19 protein-coding genes are annotated in these 17,747 nt (G+C 67.8%); 9 read left to right on the top strand and 10 right to left on the bottom strand.

Annotated elements, in window-relative coordinates; genetic code table 11:
- Window positions 1–42: 42 nt before the first annotated feature.
- From ACQPYY_RS26680 to ACQPYY_RS26695, 4 genes are all read right to left on the bottom strand, one after another.
- The gene (locus ACQPYY_RS26680; RefSeq protein WP_379094460.1) at window positions 43–219 is read right to left on the bottom strand and encodes a hypothetical protein; all 177 of its coding nucleotides are present in this window, start codon (window positions 217–219) and stop codon (window positions 43–45) included.
- The gene (locus tag ACQPYY_RS26685; protein WP_433591435.1) at window positions 197–1,045 is read right to left on the bottom strand and encodes a mechanosensitive ion channel family protein; all 849 of its coding nucleotides are present in this window, start codon (window positions 1,043–1,045) and stop codon (window positions 197–199) included. The genes ACQPYY_RS26680 and ACQPYY_RS26685 overlap by 23 nt, the downstream gene beginning before the upstream one ends.
- Before the next feature lie 137 nt (window positions 1,046–1,182).
- Window positions 1,183–2,301, bottom strand: a complete 1,119-nt coding sequence (prfB, locus tag ACQPYY_RS26690) for a peptide chain release factor 2 (protein WP_379094456.1) — start codon at window positions 2,299–2,301, stop codon at window positions 1,183–1,185.
- A gap of 169 nt (window positions 2,302–2,470) precedes the next feature.
- Window positions 2,471–3,328, bottom strand: a complete 858-nt coding sequence (locus tag ACQPYY_RS26695) for a helix-turn-helix transcriptional regulator (protein ID WP_433591436.1) — start codon at window positions 3,326–3,328, stop codon at window positions 2,471–2,473.
- 190 nt (window positions 3,329–3,518) lie between these two features.
- On the opposite strand from ACQPYY_RS26695, the gene tnpB reads away from it, so the two are divergent.
- From tnpB to hisN, 3 genes are all read left to right on the top strand, one after another.
- Window positions 3,519–4,991 carry an IS607 family element RNA-guided endonuclease TnpB gene (gene tnpB, locus ACQPYY_RS26700; protein WP_433591437.1) on the top strand — a complete coding sequence of 491 codons (1,473 nt, stop codon included), beginning with the start codon at window positions 3,519–3,521 and terminating at the stop codon, window positions 4,989–4,991.
- 46 nt (window positions 4,992–5,037) lie between these two features.
- Complete coding sequence (locus ACQPYY_RS26705) at window positions 5,038–5,634, top strand: NADPH-dependent FMN reductase (RefSeq protein ID WP_433591438.1); 597 nt, start codon at window positions 5,038–5,040, stop codon at window positions 5,632–5,634.
- A 116-nt stretch (window positions 5,635–5,750) separates the two neighbouring features.
- Window positions 5,751–6,536 carry a histidinol-phosphatase gene (gene hisN, locus ACQPYY_RS26710; protein ID WP_433591439.1) on the top strand — a complete coding sequence of 262 codons (786 nt, stop codon included), beginning with the start codon at window positions 5,751–5,753 and terminating at the stop codon, window positions 6,534–6,536.
- 112 nt (window positions 6,537–6,648) lie between these two features.
- Here the strand turns inward: hisN and ACQPYY_RS26715 are convergent, their stop codons facing one another.
- Window positions 6,649–6,903, bottom strand: coding sequence for a hypothetical protein (locus ACQPYY_RS26715; RefSeq protein ID WP_379094448.1), 255 nt, complete (start codon window positions 6,901–6,903; stop codon window positions 6,649–6,651).
- A 234-nt stretch (window positions 6,904–7,137) separates the two neighbouring features.
- Between ACQPYY_RS26715 and ACQPYY_RS26720 the strand changes: the two genes are divergently transcribed.
- From ACQPYY_RS26720 to ACQPYY_RS26730, 3 genes are all read left to right on the top strand, one after another.
- Window positions 7,138–8,526 (top strand): acyl-CoA dehydrogenase family protein, encoded by a 1,389-nt coding sequence (locus ACQPYY_RS26720; RefSeq protein WP_379094446.1) that lies wholly within the window; start codon window positions 7,138–7,140, stop codon window positions 8,524–8,526.
- 27 nt (window positions 8,527–8,553) lie between these two features.
- Window positions 8,554–9,804 (top strand): acyl-CoA dehydrogenase family protein, encoded by a 1,251-nt coding sequence (locus ACQPYY_RS26725; RefSeq protein WP_379094444.1) that lies wholly within the window; start codon window positions 8,554–8,556, stop codon window positions 9,802–9,804.
- A 147-nt stretch (window positions 9,805–9,951) separates the two neighbouring features.
- Entirely contained in the window at window positions 9,952–10,473 is a 522-nt protein-coding gene (locus tag ACQPYY_RS26730) for an O-acetyl-ADP-ribose deacetylase (RefSeq protein WP_433591440.1), read from the top strand.
- Between the two features lie 92 nt (window positions 10,474–10,565).
- Here ACQPYY_RS26730 and ACQPYY_RS26735 read toward each other — a convergent pair whose 3' ends face one another.
- From ACQPYY_RS26735 to ACQPYY_RS26745, 3 genes are read right to left on the bottom strand one after another with little or no spacing between them, the layout of a single operon-like run.
- The gene (locus ACQPYY_RS26735; protein ID WP_433591441.1) at window positions 10,566–10,931 is read right to left on the bottom strand and encodes a VOC family protein; all 366 of its coding nucleotides are present in this window, start codon (window positions 10,929–10,931) and stop codon (window positions 10,566–10,568) included.
- The gene (locus ACQPYY_RS26740) at window positions 10,919–11,278 is read right to left on the bottom strand and encodes a GNAT family N-acetyltransferase (RefSeq protein ID WP_433591442.1); all 360 of its coding nucleotides are present in this window, start codon (window positions 11,276–11,278) and stop codon (window positions 10,919–10,921) included. The genes ACQPYY_RS26735 and ACQPYY_RS26740 overlap by 13 nt, the downstream gene beginning before the upstream one ends.
- Before the next feature lie 47 nt (window positions 11,279–11,325).
- A complete protein-coding gene (locus ACQPYY_RS26745) occupies window positions 11,326–11,847 on the bottom strand; it encodes a hypothetical protein (protein WP_433591443.1) in 522 nt (173 codons plus the stop codon).
- A 220-nt stretch (window positions 11,848–12,067) separates the two neighbouring features.
- Between ACQPYY_RS26745 and ACQPYY_RS26750 the strand changes: the two genes are divergently transcribed.
- Window positions 12,068–13,015, top strand: a complete 948-nt coding sequence (locus ACQPYY_RS26750; protein WP_433591444.1) for a serine hydrolase — start codon at window positions 12,068–12,070, stop codon at window positions 13,013–13,015.
- 9 nt (window positions 13,016–13,024) lie between these two features.
- On the opposite strand, the gene ACQPYY_RS26755 is transcribed toward ACQPYY_RS26750, so the two are convergent.
- Window positions 13,025–13,831 (bottom strand): SDR family oxidoreductase, encoded by an 807-nt coding sequence (locus ACQPYY_RS26755; RefSeq protein WP_433591445.1) that lies wholly within the window; start codon window positions 13,829–13,831, stop codon window positions 13,025–13,027.
- A gap of 162 nt (window positions 13,832–13,993) precedes the next feature.
- Entirely contained in the window at window positions 13,994–14,788 is a 795-nt protein-coding gene (locus ACQPYY_RS26760) for a helix-turn-helix transcriptional regulator (RefSeq protein ID WP_433591446.1), read from the bottom strand.
- A gap of 99 nt (window positions 14,789–14,887) precedes the next feature.
- On the opposite strand from ACQPYY_RS26760, the gene ACQPYY_RS26765 reads away from it, so the two are divergent.
- Window positions 14,888–15,724, top strand: a complete 837-nt coding sequence (locus ACQPYY_RS26765; RefSeq protein ID WP_433591447.1) for an SDR family NAD(P)-dependent oxidoreductase — start codon at window positions 14,888–14,890, stop codon at window positions 15,722–15,724.
- A gap of 350 nt (window positions 15,725–16,074) precedes the next feature.
- Window positions 16,075–17,730, top strand: a complete 1,656-nt coding sequence (locus ACQPYY_RS26770; protein ID WP_433591448.1) for an acyl-CoA synthetase — start codon at window positions 16,075–16,077, stop codon at window positions 17,728–17,730.
- Window positions 17,731–17,747 lie beyond the last annotated feature (17 nt).

The raw sequence follows: 17,747 nt of genomic DNA on the forward strand, positions 1-17,747 counted from the left end.
CCAGCACGACCGCGCGGCCGACTACACCGCGCGGGTGCGGGGTCAGCGCTGCGTGTGCTCCGATGTGTTTGGCAGATAGTTGCTGAGCACGGTGTTCACGATCGGCGGGGTGCTCTTGGGCTCGTGTCCGGCGGGCTTGACGACCACGTAGAGCGCGAAGGTGGCGACCCACACGGCCATCAGGATCGCGGTGGACTTACGGATTCGCTTGATCGACACCGACACTCATACCCTCCCGGCGCAGCGCCGCGGCCACCCGCACACGGAGCTCGCGCCCGACTTCGAACTGTTTGCCCGGGAGCGTCCGGGCCACCATCTTGATGTTCATCTGATTGACGGTGAGATCTTCGACACCCATCACGCTGGGTTCGTCCAGCAGCAGGGCCTTCAACTTGCGATCGGAGAACGCCCTGGCCCCGACATCGCGCAGGACTTCGTTGACCTTGTTGATGTCGGAGGTGGCGGGCACCGGCACATCGATGGCGGCGCGCGCCCAATCCTTGGACAGGTTGGTCACTTTCACGATCTGACCGTTGGGAACGATGACCACTTCGCCGTCCGCGCTGCGCAAGGTGGTGATGCGCAGCGTGACGTCCTCCACCGTACCCTCGGCCTCCGAGGAGTTCCCGCTGACCGCGATCCGCACGACATCGCCGAAGCCGTACTGCCTTTCGGTGATGAGGAAGAACCCCGCGAGCAGATCCTGCACGATGCGCTGCGCGCCGAAACCCAGTGCCGCGCCCAGCACCGCCGCCGGGGCGACCAGTCCGCCCAGCTCGAAGCCCAAGCGCCGCAGCACTTCCAGCGAGACCAGGAAGTAGACGATGGACAGCACCACCCAGGTGATCACCTGGGCCAGCGCGTGCCGGTGCTTGGACGCCTCCGACCGCACCAGCGAGTCACTGCTGCGGAATCCGGCGTCGATGCGCCGGGTGATCCGGTCCCGCACGTAGTTCGCGGCCCGGCTGAACAGCATGGTGCCCACGATGAGCAGCACGATCTCCAAGCCGCTGGACCGCAGCCAATTTCCGAACTCTGTGTCCAATTTGCCTCCGCTCCGCTCCGGCGGTTCGCGGCCCTCGTAACCCCGGTCTTCCCTCCTCCGCTCCTCCGCTTCGCTCCCCCGCTCCGTCAGTCCAGACCGGGGCGGGCCGCGAACACCCGAGGAAACGGCGGCTCGGCCTAATTCGCCGACTGCTCCCGCATGCGCCAACGAATTCCGGCTTCGATGAAAGCATCGATGTCGCCGTCGAGCACGGCAGAGGGGTTGTTGACCTCGTAGTTGGTGCGCAGATCCTTGACCATCTGGTAGGGGTGCAGCACGTAGGAGCGCATCTGGTTGCCCCAGGACGCGCCCTCGTTGGTCTTGAGCGCGTCCATCTGGGCGCGTTCTTCCTGCCGCTTGCGCTCGAGCAGCTTGGCCTGCAGCACGCGCATGGCCGAGATCTTGTTCTGCAGCTGCGACTTCTCGTTCTGGCAGGTGACCACGATGCCGGTCGGGATGTGGGTCAGGCGGACCGCGGAGTCGGTGGTGTTGACCGACTGGCCGCCCGGGCCCGAGGAGCGGTACACGTCGACGCGGACCTCACCCTCGGGGATCTCGATGTGGTCGGTGGTCTCGACGACGGGCAGCACCTCGACCTCGGCGAAGGAGGTCTGGCGGCGGCCCTGGTTGTCGAACGGGCTGATACGGACCAGTCGGTGCGTACCCATTTCGACCGACAGCGTGCCGTACGCGTAGGGCACCTTCACCGCGAAGGTCGCCGACTTGATGCCCGCCTCTTCCGCGTAGGAGGTGTCGTAGATCTCGACCGGGTACTTGTGTCCCTCGGCCCAGCGCACGTACATCCGCATCAGCATCTGCGCCCAGTCCGCGGCGTCCACGCCACCCGCGCCGGAACGAATGTTGACCAGCGCCTCACGCTTGTCGTATTCGCCCGAGAGCAGCGTCCGGACTTCCATCGCCTCGACGTCGACGTGCAGGCCGGCCCGCTCGGCGTCGGCGTCGGCCAGCGCCGCGACCTGGTCCGCGCCCTCCTCGGCCTCGGCGAGTTCGTAGAGCACCGGCAGGTCCTCGAGCCGTTGCCGCAGGTCGCGCACCCGCCGCAGTTCGGCCTGGGCGTGCGACAACTCACTGGTCACGCTCTGCGCGTGCTCCTGGTTGTTCCACAGCTCCGGATCGGCCGCCTGGTGTTCCAGCTCGTCGATGCGGCGAGCCAGCTCGTCGATATCGAGCACCGACTCGATGGTCTTCAGAGTGGTGTCGAGTTCGGCCAGATCAGCGGAGACGTCAGGATGCACAAGATCCCAAACTACACCGCCTCCCCGCGCCTTCAGCGGACAGCTGAGTGCCGTAGCCACCCGTGCACCCGGGCCGGTGGTCGAGAGCCGACCCGATTCCGGGCATACCCGGTGAGTTACCCCGACCACTACGAAATCAGTTGTCACCTCTCGATCGAGCGGGAACCCGTCATCCCGCGACGGCGCGCAGACCGCCGGGGCGACGGCCGACGAGGCGGTCCACGGCGGTCGCGGTGGCGTCATCGGCGGGGAGATAGACGATGAGGGTCTGGTCGTCGTCCGCGGAGAAGTGCAGGGTCTCGTAGGCCAGGCGCAGCGACCCGGCCTCGGGGTGTTCGAGGCGGCCGACGCCATTGGTGTCGGGCAGGCCGGGGATGGTGTCGAGCCGATCGGTGAATTCGGGGCCGAGCGTTTCGGCGAGCTCCTCGAACAGTGCGTTCACGTGCGGGTCGGCGCGGCCCGGACCCTGTTTGAGGGTGGCGACCACCTTGTCCGCCTTGTGCTCCCAGTCGGGATAGAACTCCCGGGCGCGCGGGTCGGACAGCACATAGCGGGCGTAGTTGCCGGGCAGTCCGTCGTCGAGCATGCCGATCGGTCCGAACAGGGCGCGGTAGCCGTCGGTCACGGCGAGGATCTCGGTGAGGCGGTTCATCACGGCGGCGGGCGCGGGTTCGAGCTGGTCCAGCATGGCCTGCACGGCCGGGCGGATGCGGCGGTTGGGCCCGGAAGCGCCGCGGCAGTTGAAGTTCGGATCCCCCGCCTTCGCGAAACCGAGCAGGTGCACGCGCTGCGCCGGGGTCAGCCGCAGCGCGTCGGCCAGCGCGATCAGCACCGGCGAGCTGGGATGCCGGTCGCGGCCCTGTTCGAGCCGGGTCAGGTACTCCACGGAAACGCCTGCGAGCGTGGCCAATTCGGACCGCCGCAGTCCGGGCGTGCGACGCCGCGGCCCGGTCGGCAGTCCCACCTCGGCGGGCGTGACGGCCTCGCGCCGCAGGCGCAGGAACAGTCCCAGCTCGTTCTCACTCACGATTTCGACGGTAGCAACGGCACCACCGCCGAGGACAGCGAACCGTTGGGTGGTTTGTGTTGTTTCGTATCGTTGCGTGTTGGGTGTTGCGACGGGAGGGTCGGGTATCGGTGCGGAGGCCGCAATTCGATTGGCGTGTCTTCGGTTTCGGTGTTGTCGTGTCCGGTCGGGATTCTCTACTGTCGAACAGATGAGCGAGCCGTCGTTGTCGAACGATCGCCCCGGGGAGGGGGTGAGGCAGATGCAGGCGTACCGGTTCGTGTTGGAGCCGACCCACGACGAGGTGCGAGCGTTGCGTTCGCATTGCGGGGCGACACGGTTCGCATATAACTGGGGTCGTCGTAAGGTCCTCGCCAACTGGGCGCAGCGGCAGGCCGAAGCCACCTACGGCATCCCCGAGGACGAACGCACTCCATGGATCGATCAATCCGCCTACGGTCTCCGCAAAGCCTGGAATGCGGAGAAAGGCATTGTCGCGCCGTGGTGGGCGGAGAACAGCAAAGAGGCGTACTCGTGCGGGCTTGTGCGTGTTGCTGATGCGTTCGCCAACTACTTGAAGTCCAAGCGCGGCACCCGCGCCGGCCCGAGGATGGGCGTCCCGGCGCGGAAGAAGAAGCACTCGCACCAGTCGTTCACCGTCACCACCGGCAGCTACGGTCTCGGCGACGGGTCACGGCAGGTCAAGATTCCCCGTATCGGGATCGTCCGGACCGGGGAGTCGACACGCAAGCTCGCGCGGCGGCTGCGCAACGGAACCGCGAAACTCGGCAGCATGACCCTGTCGCGGCAGGGTGGCCGCTGGTGGGTGTCGTTCACCGTCCAGGTCCAGCGCAACGATCCCAAACCCGCGCGGCCCGACGCCGCGGTCGGGGTAGACGCCGGGGTGAAGGCCCTGGCCGTGCTGTCCACGGGCGAAATTGTTGCCAACCCCAAGCATTACCAGAAGGCCCAGCAGCAGCGTCGCCGCTTGGCGCGGGCGCGGTCCCGCCGCCGAGGCCCCGACCACAAGCACGGCGTGGGGCCGTCGCGGCGGTGGGAGAAGGCCAACGCCAAGGCCAACCGCCTCGAGCATCGGGTGACCGCGATGCGCCGAGATGGACTCCACAAGCTCACCACCCGCCTCACCCGTGAGTACGGGACAATCGTGGTGGAAGACTTGAACGTCGCAGGGATGCTGCGCAATCGGTCCCTGGCCAAGGCGATCTGGTCGGCCGGGTTCTCCACACTGCGCCACCAACTCGAATACAAGACACGCTGGCGCGGCGGGATGCTGATGACCGCCGACCGCTGGTACCCCAGCTCCAAGACGTGCTCGTCCTGCAAGGCAGTGAAAGCCAAGCTGGCTTTGGGGGAGCGCGTATTCCGTTGTGATCATTGTGGTCTCGTGTTGGATCGCGATGTGAACGCCGCCCGCAATTTGGCGGCGTTGGCGTCCTCGGCGAGTTGCGTCGGGACGGTAAACATGCCCGCTGGAAACCGTGTAAGACCAGGCTCGCCTGGCGGTGGTATCGCCACGGGAAGACCCGAAACCACGGTTGCGGGCCAACCCTGCCGGAGCAATCGGGCAGGCCACGGAACAAACAACACACTCCGTGAACGGTGTCCCTGCCACTACCACTCTCAGCGTGGTCTCCCTACCGGTCTCGCCAACTCGCAGAGTTGATCCCGAGCGGCCGAGCGGCCGCACCGGATCCCCGAAGGAGACCATCATGACCAGCACGCCCCTGCGCCTCGCGGTGATCATCGGCAGCGTCCGGGAAGGACGCTTCGGACCGGTGGTGGCCGACTGGTTCGCCGCGCGGGCCCGCGTCCACGCCGCGTTCGAGGTGGACGTCATCGATCTGGCCGACTACAACCTGCCGCACGAACTGCCCGCGGTCCCGCTGGCGATGGAGCCGAATCCGGCGCGGCCCGGCAACGGCGACGAGCTGGCCGAGCGACTGGCGGCCGCGGACGCGTTCGTGGTCGTCACGCCCGACATCAACCGCAGCTTCCCGGCGTCGCTCAAGACGGCTATCGACTGGCACGTGGCCGAATGGGACCGCAAGACGATCGGATTCGTCGGCTACAGCGGCTCCTCGGGCGGGCTGCTGGCGATCGAGGGCCTGCGCGCGGTGTTCAACGAGCTGAACGCCCACACGGTGAAGAACTACCTCTCCTTCTCCCGCTACTACCTGCTGTTCGACCAGTCGGGTGCGCTGATCGAGCCCACCGAGTACGAGGAGGCAGCGGACCGGCTGCTGACCCAGCTGCACTGGTGGGCAACCGCGCTCGCCACCGCGCGCCAGGCCGCCCTCAGCGCCTGACCGACCGCGTGGCGCACCGACCGGGGAATTCGCAGCTACTCCCCGCACCGGTGTGCCATCCGTCGTTCGGGACGCGGGACACCCGGTGTTAACGGGGGAGGACTAACGTGCTCGGGGTGACCGGATACTCCGCTGACCTGGAACTCGCGCTGAGGCTGGCCGACGCGGCCGATGTGATCACCCGTGAGCGGTTCGGGGCGCTCGACTTGAAGATCGATTCGAAACCGGATCTGACGCCGGTGTCGGACGCGGATCTGGCGGTCGAGCGGATGGTGCGGGAGGTGCTCGCGGCCGAGCGGCCCGACGATCTGGTGCTCGGCGAGGAATTCGGCGGGGATGCCGAGTTCACCGGGCGGCAGTGGGTGATCGATCCGATCGACGGGACCAAGAACTTCGTGCGCGGCGTGCCGGTGTGGGCCTCGCTCATCTCGCTGCTCGAGGACGGCGTGCCGGTGGTGGGCGTGGTGAGCGCGCCCGGCCTGTCGCGGCGCTGGTGGGCGGCATCGGGGCACGGCGCGTGGAGCACCTTCGAAAAGGGTGAGCCCAAGGCGCTCTCGGTGTCCGCGGTGGCGGAGCTGGGGGCGTCCAGCCTGGCGATCTCGAGCCTGTCCGGCTGGCGGGCGATCGGCCGCCGCGCCAAGCTCATCGCGCTCACCGACGAGGTGTGGCGGGTGCGCGGATATGGCGACTTCTACGGCTACGCGCTGCTGGCGGAGGGTGCGGTGGACATCGTCACCGAGCCGGAACTGTCGCTGTGGGACATGGCCGCGCTCGACATTCTGATTCGCGAGGCGGGCGGCACCTTCACCTCGCTCGACGGCAATCCGGGGCCGCACGGCGGCAGCGCGGTGGCGACCAATTCGCATCTGCAGGACCAGGTTCTGGCGGCACTGCAGGCCTGATTCGAATTCTCCGGGGGTTGCCCGGCGCGGGCTGCGGTCCCGCCACCGGGCGCGTGGCTGCACCTGAATTTCCGGTGCGGCTACGCCTTATCGTGCTGCGTTGCTACGGGTTTCAGCCCAGCGGGATGCAGACCGAGCCAGCGTCGATGTAGGGGCCGCCGAGGGCGGAGGAGCCCACACCGACCGAGCCCAGGCCGATCTCGGTGTTCAGCACGCCGCTGCCACAGCCGGGGCCGTTGCTCGAGCCGAGGCTGGAGCCGGTGATGCCGATGTCGATGTTCTGCAGCGGCACTTCGGCATTCGCGGCGGGGGCGGTGAGGAAGAGACCGGCGGCGACGAAGCCGACCGTTCCGAGCGCGATCTTCATTATGTACGAGCCTCCATCAGGATCGGGTTATGCGCCGACACCTTAGCCCAGCTCGCCTTCGTTTGAAGTGTGTTTGTTTCACTAGATCCGGGTTATGTCATAGGCACGTTCGAGCCACGGCTCTGACCTCGCGATTCGACAACACTCGACGACAGTTCTTACTCTGAAGTAAGATAGTCTTACTCAGGAGTAAGATTGCTGGGCAGGATGTGCCACCTCCTCGATAGAAACTTGGTGATTATGAGCACTCGAGACACCGCAACGAAGCGGGATACGTCCGCCGTTGGCCTCAACCCGGTCAAACGTGACTGGATGGGCGCGGCGATGCGGGTCATGACGACCATCACGGGGTCCGACCTGGCCGAGAAGTACAACCTGCGCAAGCCGATCGAGCGTCTCACCTACGAGGGCACCAAGACCGGATTCCGCACCCTCGGTGCCGCGACCCGCGCGTTCGAGAAGGTCGCCGGCGGTGGCGCTCCGAAGCGTCTGCCCGCCAACGAGTCTCGCAAGAAGGACTACTTCGACCTCACCCCGACCGACGAGCAGCAGATGATCGTCGAGACGGTGCGCGACTTCGCCGGCGAGATCCTGCGCCCGGCCGCGTACGAGGCCGACAACTCGGCCAAGGCGCCGCGCGACCTGCTGGAGCGGGCCGCCGAACTGGGCGTCACGCTGATCAACGTGCCCGAGGAGCTCGAGGGCGCGGCCTCCGAGCGGGGCGCGGTCACCAACTCGCTGGTCGCCGAGGCGCTGGCGTACGGCGACATGGGCCTGGCGCTGCCGATCCTGGCGCCGAGCGGTGTCGCGGTCGCGCTGTCGCAGTGGGGCACCGACGCGCAGCAGAAGAGCTACCTGGGCGCGTACGCGGGCGAGAACGTGCCGCAGTCCTCGGTGGTCATCGCCGAGCCGCAGGCGCTGTTCGACCCGTTCGCGCTGAAGACCAAGGCCACCCGCTCCCCCAGCGGTTTCCGCCTCAACGGTGTGAAGACCCTGGTCCCGGCCGCCGGGGACGCCGAGCTGTTCATCGTCGCCGCCGAGCTGGACGGCCGTCCGACCTTCTTCATCGTCGAGTCCGACACCGAGGGCCTGGTGATCGAGGCGGACCCGAGCATGGGTATGCGGGCCGCGGGCCTGGGTCGCCTGATCCTGAACAATGTCGCGGTTCCCGCGACCGCCCTGCTGGGTGACTCCGAGGGCGCGGTGCGCGCCGAGGAGTACGCCGACGCGGTGCGGCTGGCTCGCCTGGGCTGGGCCTCGCTGGCCATCGGTACCGGTCAGGCCGTCCTGGACTACGTGATTCCGTACGTGAAGGAGCGGGAGGCGTTCGGTGAGCCGATCGCGCACCGGCAGGCGGTCGCGTTCATGGTCGCGAACATGGCGATCGAGCTGGACGGTCTTCGTCTCGTGACGCTGCGGGGTGCGTCTCGCGCCGAGCAGGGCCTGTCCTTCGCCCGCGAGGCCGCGCTGGCCAAGAAGCTGGCCACCGACAAGGGCATGCAGATCGGCCTCGACGGCGTGCAGCTGCTCGGCGGCCACGGCTTCACCAAGGAACACCCGGTCGAGCGCTGGTACCGCGATCTGCGCGGTGTGGGCGTCGCCGAGGGCGTCGTTCTCCTCTGACCCGACTTCTCAACGGAGAGACCACTCATGATCAATCTCGAACTCCCCAAGAAGCTGCGGGCCAGCGCCAATCAGGCCCACCAGGTCGCGCAGGAGATCTTCCGTCCCGCGTCGCGCAAGTACGACCTGGCCGAGCACGAATACCCGGTCGAGCTGGACACCATGGCCGCCATGGTCGAGGGCCTGTCCGACTCGGGTTCCGCCGACGTCTCCGGCGCGACCGGCGGCCGTAAGGCGGGCGAGTCCACCGAGGGCGCTGGGTCTTCCAAAGACGCGCACGCCACGGAGCTGCTCGGAAACACCAACGGCGGCAATATGTCCGCGCTGATGAACGCCCTCGAGACCTCCTGGGGCGACGTCGGCCTGATGCTGTCGATCCCCTACCAGGGTCTCGGCAACGCCGCCATCGCCGCGGTCGCCACCGACGAGCAGCTGTCGCGTTTCGGCAAGGTGTGGGCCGCCATGGCCATCACCGAGCCGTCCTTCGGCTCCGACTCCGCGGCGGTCACCGCCACCGCCACTCTCGACGGTGACGAGTGGGTCCTCAACGGCACCAAGATCTTCGTGACCGCGGGTTCGCGCGCCACCCACATCGTGGTGTGGGCGTCGGTGGACCGGTCCCTGGGCCGCGCCGCCATCAAGTCCTTCGTGGTTCCCCGCGACGCCAAGGGCCTCACCGTGTCCCGCCTCGAGCACAAGCTCGGCATCAAGGCGTCCGACACCGCCGAGATCCGCTTCGAGGACTGCCGCATCCCGAAGGACAACATCCTCGGTTCCCCGGAAGTCAACGTGGAGAAGGGTTTCGCGGGCGTCATGCAGACGTTCGACAACACCCGCCCCCTCGTTGCCGCCATGGCGGTCGGCGTCGGCCGCGCCGCCCTCGAGGAACTCCGCACGGTGCTGACCGACGCGGGCGTCGAGATCTCCTACGACACCCCCGCCAACAACCAGCACGCCGCCGCCGCGGAATTCCTCCGTCTGGAAGCGGATTGGGAAGCGGCCTACCTCCTCTCCCTCCGCGCCGCGTGGATGGCCGACAACAAGAAGCCCAACTCCCTCGAGGCCTCCATGTCCAAGGCCAAGGCCGGCCGCATGGGCACGGATGTCACCCTGAAGGCCGTCGAGCTGGCCGGCGCCACGGGCTACTCCCAGCGCACCCTCCTGGAGAAGTGGGGCCGCGACTCGAAGATTCTCGACATCTTCGAAGGCACCCAGCAGATCCAGCAGCTCATCGTGGCCCGCCGCGTCCTCGGACTGGGCAGCGACAAGCTGAAGTAAGCTCTGGCACAAAGGAAAACCGGTGCGCGCCACGCAAGTGGCCCGCACCGGTTTTCTCGTTTCAGCGCGAGGCGCTCGCCACGTCTACCCGGTTTGAGTACGAGGGCCTTCGGCAGGGTGCCGACAATCGGGAGGGACAATGGGTCCATGGTTGAACTCGTGCTGGTTCGGGGGGATATCACCGCGCAGGAGGTTGATGCGGTGGTGAATGCGGCGAATTCTTCGCTGCTCGGGGGCGGGGGTGTTGATGGGGCCATTCATCGGAAGGGGGGTCCGGCGATTCTGGCTGCTTGCCGTGAACTGCGGGCGTCGCACTATGGGAAGGGGCTGGCGACCGGGAAGGCTGTTGCTACGACCGGTGGGAATCTGCCCGCGCGGTGGGTGATTCACACGGTCGGGCCGGTGTGGTCGGCGCAGGACGACCGATCGGAGCTGCTGGCGTCCTGTTATCGCGAATCACTGCGGGTGGCGGATGAATTGGGTGCGCGGACGGTCGCGTTTCCGGCCATCTCCACCGGCATCTTCGGGTGGCCGATCGAGGACGGCGCCCGGATCGCGATCGAGACGGTGCGAGCGGCCGACACCGCGGTGCGGGAAGTGCGATTCGTACTGTTCAGCCAGGACGCGCACGACGCCTTCGTGAGCGCACAACAACGATCGGCTGGTTAGCAGTGGCGATCGTCTGACAGGCCCGGCCCGAAAGACCGTGACCTCAGAACCTCGGGCCTTTGGCCCACGCCTGACGCAGCGCTCGCAACCACTCAGTCGAGGCAGAACTCATTGCCTTCGATGTCCTGCATGACCAGGCACGATTCGTTGACATCGTCGGCGAGCAGCAGCCGCTGCCGTACCGCGCCGAGGGCGACCAGTCTTGCGCATTCGGCCTCCAGGGCGGCCACGCGCTCCGCGCCCACGAGACCGGTGCCGACGCGCACGTCCAGATGCAGCCGATTCTTGACGACCTTGTCTTCCGGCACACGTTGGAAGTACAGGCGCGGGCCTACGCCTGCGGGGTCGACGCAGGCTGATCCTTGCTGCTCGTATCCCAGTACCTCGCACCAGAAACTGGCCAGGCGCGCGGGGTCCGCGCAGTCGAAGGTGACTTGGATCGTTCTTACCGACGGCATTGACTCTCCTCATGCGGTACCCGGCGCATGCACCAGGTGCGCAGGCCGTTGTCGGCCAGCGCGATATCGGCGGTGACTTCGAAGCCCAGGTGTTGATAGAAGCGGACGTTGGCCTCGCTCGAGGTTTCCAGGAAGGCCGGATAGCCTGTGCGGGCGGCTTCTTCGATGCCTGGCCGGAGGACGGCATTGCCCAGGCCCCGGCCCTGATGTTCGGGGGCGACGGCGACGGTGTGGAGCATCCATCCCGGCTCCTGGGGCCGGTAGGGCTCGATGGCCGCTTCGGAGGCGGTGGCCGCCTCGGATCGGTCCCCGATGAGTTCGTCCAGTTCGACGGCCGGGGTCGCCACCTACGCGGCTGAGCTCTATCACGCCGGGGTGTTTCCGTTGATCGTGATCAGGTTCCCGAGGCGGTTATCTGGAGCTTGGAGTTGACGTATTCGACTCGGAGCCACCGTTTTTCGGTCTGGGTTTTGCCGGTGGTGTAGGTGTAGGTGAGGGTGGCGGTGCTGGTTCGGTAGTCGGTGTTGGTGATGGAGCCGACCTGGACCGTGGTGACGGTGGACCAGAATTTGGTGTAGCCGGAGTAGCCGCCGCTCTGGGATTGGTACGACGAGGAGAGCTGGGTCCAGGCCGATTCCGTGCCTGACGGGAGTTGGGCGTAGTAGCTGCGGATGAAGGAGGCCATTTGATCGGCGGTTGGACCCTTTGAATCCTGTTTGCCCGAATCGGTTCCGTTGCCGTTGACATTTCCGTTCCCATTGCCATTGGCGGTCACCACGACTGTGGCGGGTTGATCGGAGCTGTCGGAACCGACATGGATGTTGCCGAAGGCGCCGACGGCTATCAAGGCCGCACCGATGGTGGCCGCCGCGCCGATGACGGCTACTGCGATCGCTACGCCTGCCCGGTCGGACATGCGCGCCTCCCCTGGTCGATCACGCACAGTTGCCGCTCGGGCGGAGCGGCAGGATCAGGATACTGCCGGTAATCCGGGAATCACAGGGAATTCTCGAGGTCCGGTAGCGGTCGGGTGACCAGTTGATATGGCGGAAACCGGCGGCGCGGGCGCGGCGCGGCGGTTGCCGAAATGTGATCTGCGCGGATAGGTTTCGGCGGTGCGTGGATTCAGTAGGCGAATGCTATTGGGGGCAGGGGCGCTGACGGCGGGTGCGTTGATACCGGCGGCGGTCGGCCGGGCCGGGGTACCGGTCGCGGGGCCCGCGTTCGACGCGCAATACCGGGCGATCACCAGAGTCGCCGGCGGCCGCTGGCATTGCCTGGTGACCGATCTGGGCTCGGGAACGCCGGTGCCGGTCGTCGAGGAGGACGCCGACTTCGTGATCGAGGGCGCCAGCGTGCAGAAGCTGGCGGTGATGGCGGCGCTCATGACGGAAGTGGACGCGGGGCGGGTGAAGCTGTCGGACACCACGACGCTGGACGCCGATATCATCGCCGAGGGCAGCGGGCTGTATTTGAATCAGGCCGCGTTCGGGGATCAGCTGACCGTCGCAAATCTGCTGACCACCATGCTGCAGGTCTCGGACAACACCGCGGTGCGACTGCTGTCGCGGTTCGTGTCGGGGGATCAGGTCAACGAGACCCTGGATCGACTGGGGTTCAAGCAGACTCGCGTGGAGCCACTGCCCGGGGAGAGCCGGTTCTATCTGGGCGTCACCACGGCGCGCGAGAACAATGACCTGTTGTATCGGCTGGCTTCGGGGACATTGCTGTCGCCGGAGTCGACGCAGGCGGTGCTGCGGATCATGACGTGGACGTCGGTCGGCTACACCGACGGCGTCCGGCGCAACATGTCGTCGGAGGAGCGGGCCCGTTTCGCCACCAAACACGGTGCGTCCGAGGACAAACGGCACGACACGGGCGTGATGTTCGACGCGGCCGGAGCCCCGTCGGTGGTGTTCTCGTTCTTCGCCGATCAGGCTCCCGACGCCGACAATTACGGGGCGACGAATCCGGTGGTGGAAGCGCACGCCGCGCTGGGACGGTCGTTGCTCGACACGTACACGCATCTGTCGCCGTTGCAGTCGTTCATCGATCCGAAGAAGATCGCGGCGGGCGGGCACTGAGCGGGAAGTTCAGCCCGCCAACATGTTTCGCATGGCGGTGAACACCTCGGACGCGCCGCCCAGGGACCAGCCGCCGTCGACGGGGATGATCGCGCCGTTGACGTAGGCGGCGTAGGGCGAGGCCAACCACAGGCAGCAGTCGGCGATCTCCTGGGCGGTGCCGTACCGGCCCATGGGCACCGATCCGGTCACCAGATCGGCCATCGCGGGCGTGGGCGCCAGCCGCGCCATGCCCTCGGTGTCCTCGATCGGCCCCGGCACCACCGCGTTGACCCGGATGCCGTGATGCCCCCATTCGAGCGCCGCGCATCGGGTGAGCATGTCCACGCCCGCCTTGGCCGCGCACGCGTGCGCCTGCATCGCCATCGGAATACTCGACTGCGGCGCGGAGATGGTGATGACCGACGCCCCGGGCGCGCGCAGATGTTCGCGGCCGGCGCGCAGCACATTGAAGGTGCCTTTCAGATCGATGTCCACGACCGCCGCGAACGCGCCCGCCGACATGGTGTCCGCCGCGGCGGGGAAGTTCCCGGCCGCCCCGGACACCAGCACGTCCAGCTCCCCCAGTTCCCCGCAGATGGCGGCGATCCCCTGCGCCACCCCCTCGTAGTCGCGGACGTCCGCGGCGAAGCCGAGCACGGTGCCGCCGCTCTCCCCGATCGAGTCGACGGCGGCGCGCACCTTGTCCGGTGAGCGTGACAGCACCCCCACCGAGGCCCCCGCCCGCGCGAACGCCTGGGCCACACCGAGATTGATACCGCTGGTGCCACCGGCCACGAATACCGTCCGGCCGGAGTAGTCGAAGAGGTCGCTCATCTCCTGATTCTGCGGCGATTCCCCCGCCCCGGGGTCGGGTTCACGCGGTTCGATGCAGGCTCGCGACCGGTTCGGGCCGAGACGCCGAGACGCCGGGCGCCGACACCCGGGCGCTGGGCACCGACCGCAGCGCCGGAGAACCGGTCGAACCGCGCGGTCTGGTCAAGCGGCGGCGAAGCGGACCGCCAGTTGGGTGCGGCTGGTGCAGGCGGTCTCGGCCAGTACCCGGCTGAGGTGCTTCTTCACGGTATCCACACCGATGAACAGCCGTTCGGCGATCTGCCGGTTGGTCAGCCCGCGCGCGGCCAGATCGGCGACCTCCCATTCGCGCGGGGTGAGCTGCCAGGTCGCGGTGGCGGCCCGCCGTTCGCGGTCGCGGGCGAGTTGTTCGCCGGCCAGCGGCGCGAGGTGGCGGCGCAGCGCGTGCAGCAGCGCCACATCGCGTTCGGGGACGCTCGGCGACTCCGCGACCGCCATGCCCACGCACAGCACCCCGGCGGTTCCGCCGTCGACCAGCATGGCCGCCTTGTCGGTGATTCCGTTGGGGCGCAGGAACTCCGCGCGGAACGCGTCGGACCCGGGCACCTCGCTGAGCCGGATGACGCCGCGGGCACGCAGCAGGTCGGGAACCAGCGCGTTGCGCAGCGGGTCGACCTCCGCCCAGCGTTCGGTGTAGTCGGCCATGAATTCCGGGGTGTATCCGCCCTGGACGCCGCATCCCTCGCGGATCGCCTCGGCGAGCGTATCCCCGTGCAGCACAGCGACTCCGACGAAACCGAACCAGCTCTGCAGGGCCAGCACCAGCCGCTCGCGGAACTCGCTCAGGTCCACGGCCCGATCGACGGCCTCCAGCACGCCGATCAGCCGCCGGTGGTCCTCGGCGGTCAGCGGTTCGCCGTCGGGCAGCGGCCGGGGGCGGCGGTGCGGATCGAGCAGGGCTCCAGTCACTCCAGCCATTTTCCACCTTTGGGCCATACCGGGCGATGCCGCGCGCCACGAGACTGGACGCGACCGCCCCGGGTGAATTCGCCGGGGGCACAGCGACGAAGGAATGGAATGAGTGCACAGAACCCCCGCCGCTGGCTGATCACCGGCGCGAACAGTGGTTTCGGCGCGGCCATCACCGCGGCCGTGCTGGCCGCCGGGGACGAGGTGGTGGCCGCGGTGCGCCGCCCCGAGACGATGGCGGAAGTCATTGCGGCACACCCGGATCAGGTGCAGGTGGTGACTTTGGATGTGCGCGACGGCGAGGCCGCCGAGCGCGCGATCAAGGAGGCCGGCCGAATCGACGTGCTGGTCAACAATGCCGGGTACGGCATCGTCGGCGCGATCGAGGAGACCAGCGAGGCCGATCTGCGCGATGCCATGGAGGTCATGTTCTTCGGCCCGCTGCGCCTGACCCAGCTGGTGCTGCCGCAGTTGCGGGAGCGTCGCTCCGGCGCGATCGTGCAGCTGACCAGCATGGGCGGGTTCATGTCCTTCGCGGGCGTCGGCGCGTACAGCGCCGCGAAGGGCGCGCTGGAGCTGGCCAGCGAAGCCCTGGCCGCCGAGGTGAATCCGCTCGGCATCCAGGTCCTGATCGTCGAACCGGGTGAGTTCCGTACCGGGTTCGCCCGGCCCGCCGCCCTCACTTTCGGTTCGTCCATTCCCGACTACGCCGGGACCGTCGGCGCGATCCGCGATGGCCTGCCCGCCTCCGATCAGCAGCAGACCGGCGATCCGGCCAAGGCCGCGGCCGCCGTGCTGGCCTCGGTCGGTCAGCCGGACGCCCCGCTGCGCCTGGCCCTGGGCCCGGACGCCGTGGGCGCGATCCGCGCCAAGCTGGCCACCGTCGCCGCTGAGCTCGACGCCACCGCGGCGCTCGGTCTGAACACCGCCTTCGACGAGGCCTGAGCACCCCGGAAACGCGAACAGCCCGCCGGTCCCCTCGGCGGGCTGTTTCATGCGTTCTGCCTACAGCGCCGTCAGCGCGGCACTTCCGGTGCCCATGGCGGTGACGATGTTGGCAAGCACGGCGAGAAGTTCCATGTGAGTTCCTCATCAGTTCGAGAGCGGGAAACACGCAGCCTGGGCGATGAGAGTGACCTCCGCGCGACGGCAGGGTTAACAATTCGGAGAATTTCGCGAATCATACCGATGCCCGATATGACCGAAAATGTGTAACCGGCGTCACATACCCCTGTTACGGTGGCGCTACCGTCGTCGGGTGGGCGGCGGGCGTCTCGTCAACGGAGGTGGTCCGCATGGCCTCGGTTCTGCATTCGACTCGGCAACGCATGGCGCACACCGGCGAGGCGCTCAAGGGACTGCGGCGGTTGCGAGAATTGGGGTTGAGCGACCCGTCCGATCCGGTGGAGACGGTGCGATTACTCAGGGACGCACGGGTTTTCGGACCGCCCGCGACGGCGGTGCGCCGGGCGGCCCGCATGTTCCCGGATCTGCCCGCCCTGGCCGACGAGCGGGGTGAGCTCACCTACCGCGAGCTGGATCAGCAGTCCAACGCGCTGGCCCGCGGCCTGCAGCGCAACGGCGTCCGCCCCGGCACCGTGGTGGGCGTGCTGGCCCGCGACCACCGGGGACTGATCCTCACCATGGCCGCCCTGGGCAAACTCGGGGCACGGCTGGCACTGATGAACACCGGTTTCGCCAAACCCCAGTTCGCGCAGGTGTGTGAGCGCGAGAACGTGCGAGTCGTCTTGCACGACAGCGAATTCCTCGGCCTGCTCGACGCCCTGCCCGAGGAGCTGCCCCGCGTCCTGACCTGGATCGACGAGGGCACCGAAATACCGTCCGGCGCGAAGACTCTGGACGAGCTGATCGAATCCAACGCGAAGACGCCGCTGCCCGCGCCGAAGAAGCCGGGCGGCTTCATCATCCTCACCTCCGGCACTACCGGCCTGCCCAAGGGCGCGCCGCGCGACCGCACCGGGCCGCTGTCGACCGTGCAGATGGTGGACCGCATCGACTTCCCGCATCGGGGCACGATGGTGATCGTCTCCCCCATCTTCCATTCCACCGGCTTCGCGACCTGGCTGACCGGGTGCGCGTTCGGCAACAAGGTGGTGACCGCCCGCCGCTTCGACGCCGAGCGCACACTGCGCCTGATCGCCGAGCACAAGGCGGACATGCTGGTGGCGGTGCCGACCATGCTGCATCGAATGGTGGAGCTGGACAAGGAGATTCGCCAGAAGTACGACACATCCTCACTGAAGGGGATCGTGCTGGCCGGGTCCGCGTTGTCGCCGGAGCTGTCGACGCGCACGGCCGAGGTGTTCGGCCCGGTGCTCTACAACCTCTACGGCTCCACCGAGTGCGCGATCGCGTCGGTGGCGCGGCCGGAGGATCTGACCGTGGCCCCGGGCACCGCGGGGAAGGCCCCGCTCACCTGCGAGGTGGCGCTGTTCGACGACGACGGCCGCCGCGTGCTGGCCAAGAACGTCACCGGCCGCGTCTTCATCCGCTCCGGTTCGCCGTTCAAGGGCTACACCGACGGCCGCAAGAAGGAGGTCATCGACGGCTACATGTCCAGCGGCGACGTCGGGCATTTCGACGACCGCGGACTGCTGTTCATCGACGGCCGCGACGACGACATGATCGTCTCCGGCGGGGAGAACGTCTTCCCGCAGGAGGTCGAGAACCTGCTGCTGGAGCGGGCCGACATCTTCGACGCCGCCGTGGTCGGCGTGGACGATGTCGAGTTCGGCAAGCGGCTGCGGGCGTTCGTGGTTGCCGAGCCGGGCGCGCAGCTCGACGCCGAGGAGATCAAGGCGCATGTGAAGGCGAACCTGGCCCGCTACAAGGTGCCGCGCGAGGTCTTCTTCCTCGACGATCTCCCCCGCAACGCGACCGGCAAGCTGCTGCGCCGCGTCCTGGTCGAATACGAGCCGCCCGCGGCCTGAATCACGGGCGGCGCTTA

This window comes from Nocardia sp. CA-145437 (genome assembly GCF_050956485.1).
Classification (GTDB): Bacteria; Actinomycetota; Actinomycetes; order Mycobacteriales; family Mycobacteriaceae; genus Nocardia.

Bases quoted from the DNA above. Each gene is read 5' to 3' on its own strand.
- ACQPYY_RS26735 (WP_433591441.1), bottom strand. From the start codon at position 10,931: ATGCCGTCGGTAAGAACGATCCAAGTCACCTTCGACTGCGCGGACCCC.
- ACQPYY_RS26715 (WP_379094448.1), bottom strand. From the start codon at position 6,903: ATGAAGATCGCGCTCGGAACGGTCGGCTTCGTCGCCGCCGGTCTCTTC.
- ACQPYY_RS26745 (WP_433591443.1), bottom strand. From the start codon at position 11,847: ATGTCCGACCGGGCAGGCGTAGCGATCGCAGTAGCCGTCATCGGCGCG.
- ACQPYY_RS26705 (WP_433591438.1), top strand. From the start codon at position 5,038: ATGACCAGCACGCCCCTGCGCCTCGCGGTGATCATCGGCAGCGTCCGG.
- ACQPYY_RS26750 (WP_433591444.1), top strand. From the start codon at position 12,068: ATGCTATTGGGGGCAGGGGCGCTGACGGCGGGTGCGTTGATACCGGCG.
- ACQPYY_RS26770 (WP_433591448.1), top strand. From the start codon at position 16,075: ATGGCCTCGGTTCTGCATTCGACTCGGCAACGCATGGCGCACACCGGC.
- ACQPYY_RS26730 (WP_433591440.1), top strand. From the start codon at position 9,952: ATGGTTGAACTCGTGCTGGTTCGGGGGGATATCACCGCGCAGGAGGTT.
- ACQPYY_RS26755 (WP_433591445.1), bottom strand. From the start codon at position 13,831: ATGAGCGACCTCTTCGACTACTCCGGCCGGACGGTATTCGTGGCCGGT.
- ACQPYY_RS26765 (WP_433591447.1), top strand. From the start codon at position 14,888: ATGAGTGCACAGAACCCCCGCCGCTGGCTGATCACCGGCGCGAACAGT.
- ACQPYY_RS26760 (WP_433591446.1), bottom strand. From the start codon at position 14,788: ATGGCTGGAGTGACTGGAGCCCTGCTCGATCCGCACCGCCGCCCCCGG.
- ACQPYY_RS26725 (WP_379094444.1), top strand. From the start codon at position 8,554: ATGATCAATCTCGAACTCCCCAAGAAGCTGCGGGCCAGCGCCAATCAG.
- tnpB (WP_433591437.1), top strand. From the start codon at position 3,519: ATGAGCGAGCCGTCGTTGTCGAACGATCGCCCCGGGGAGGGGGTGAGG.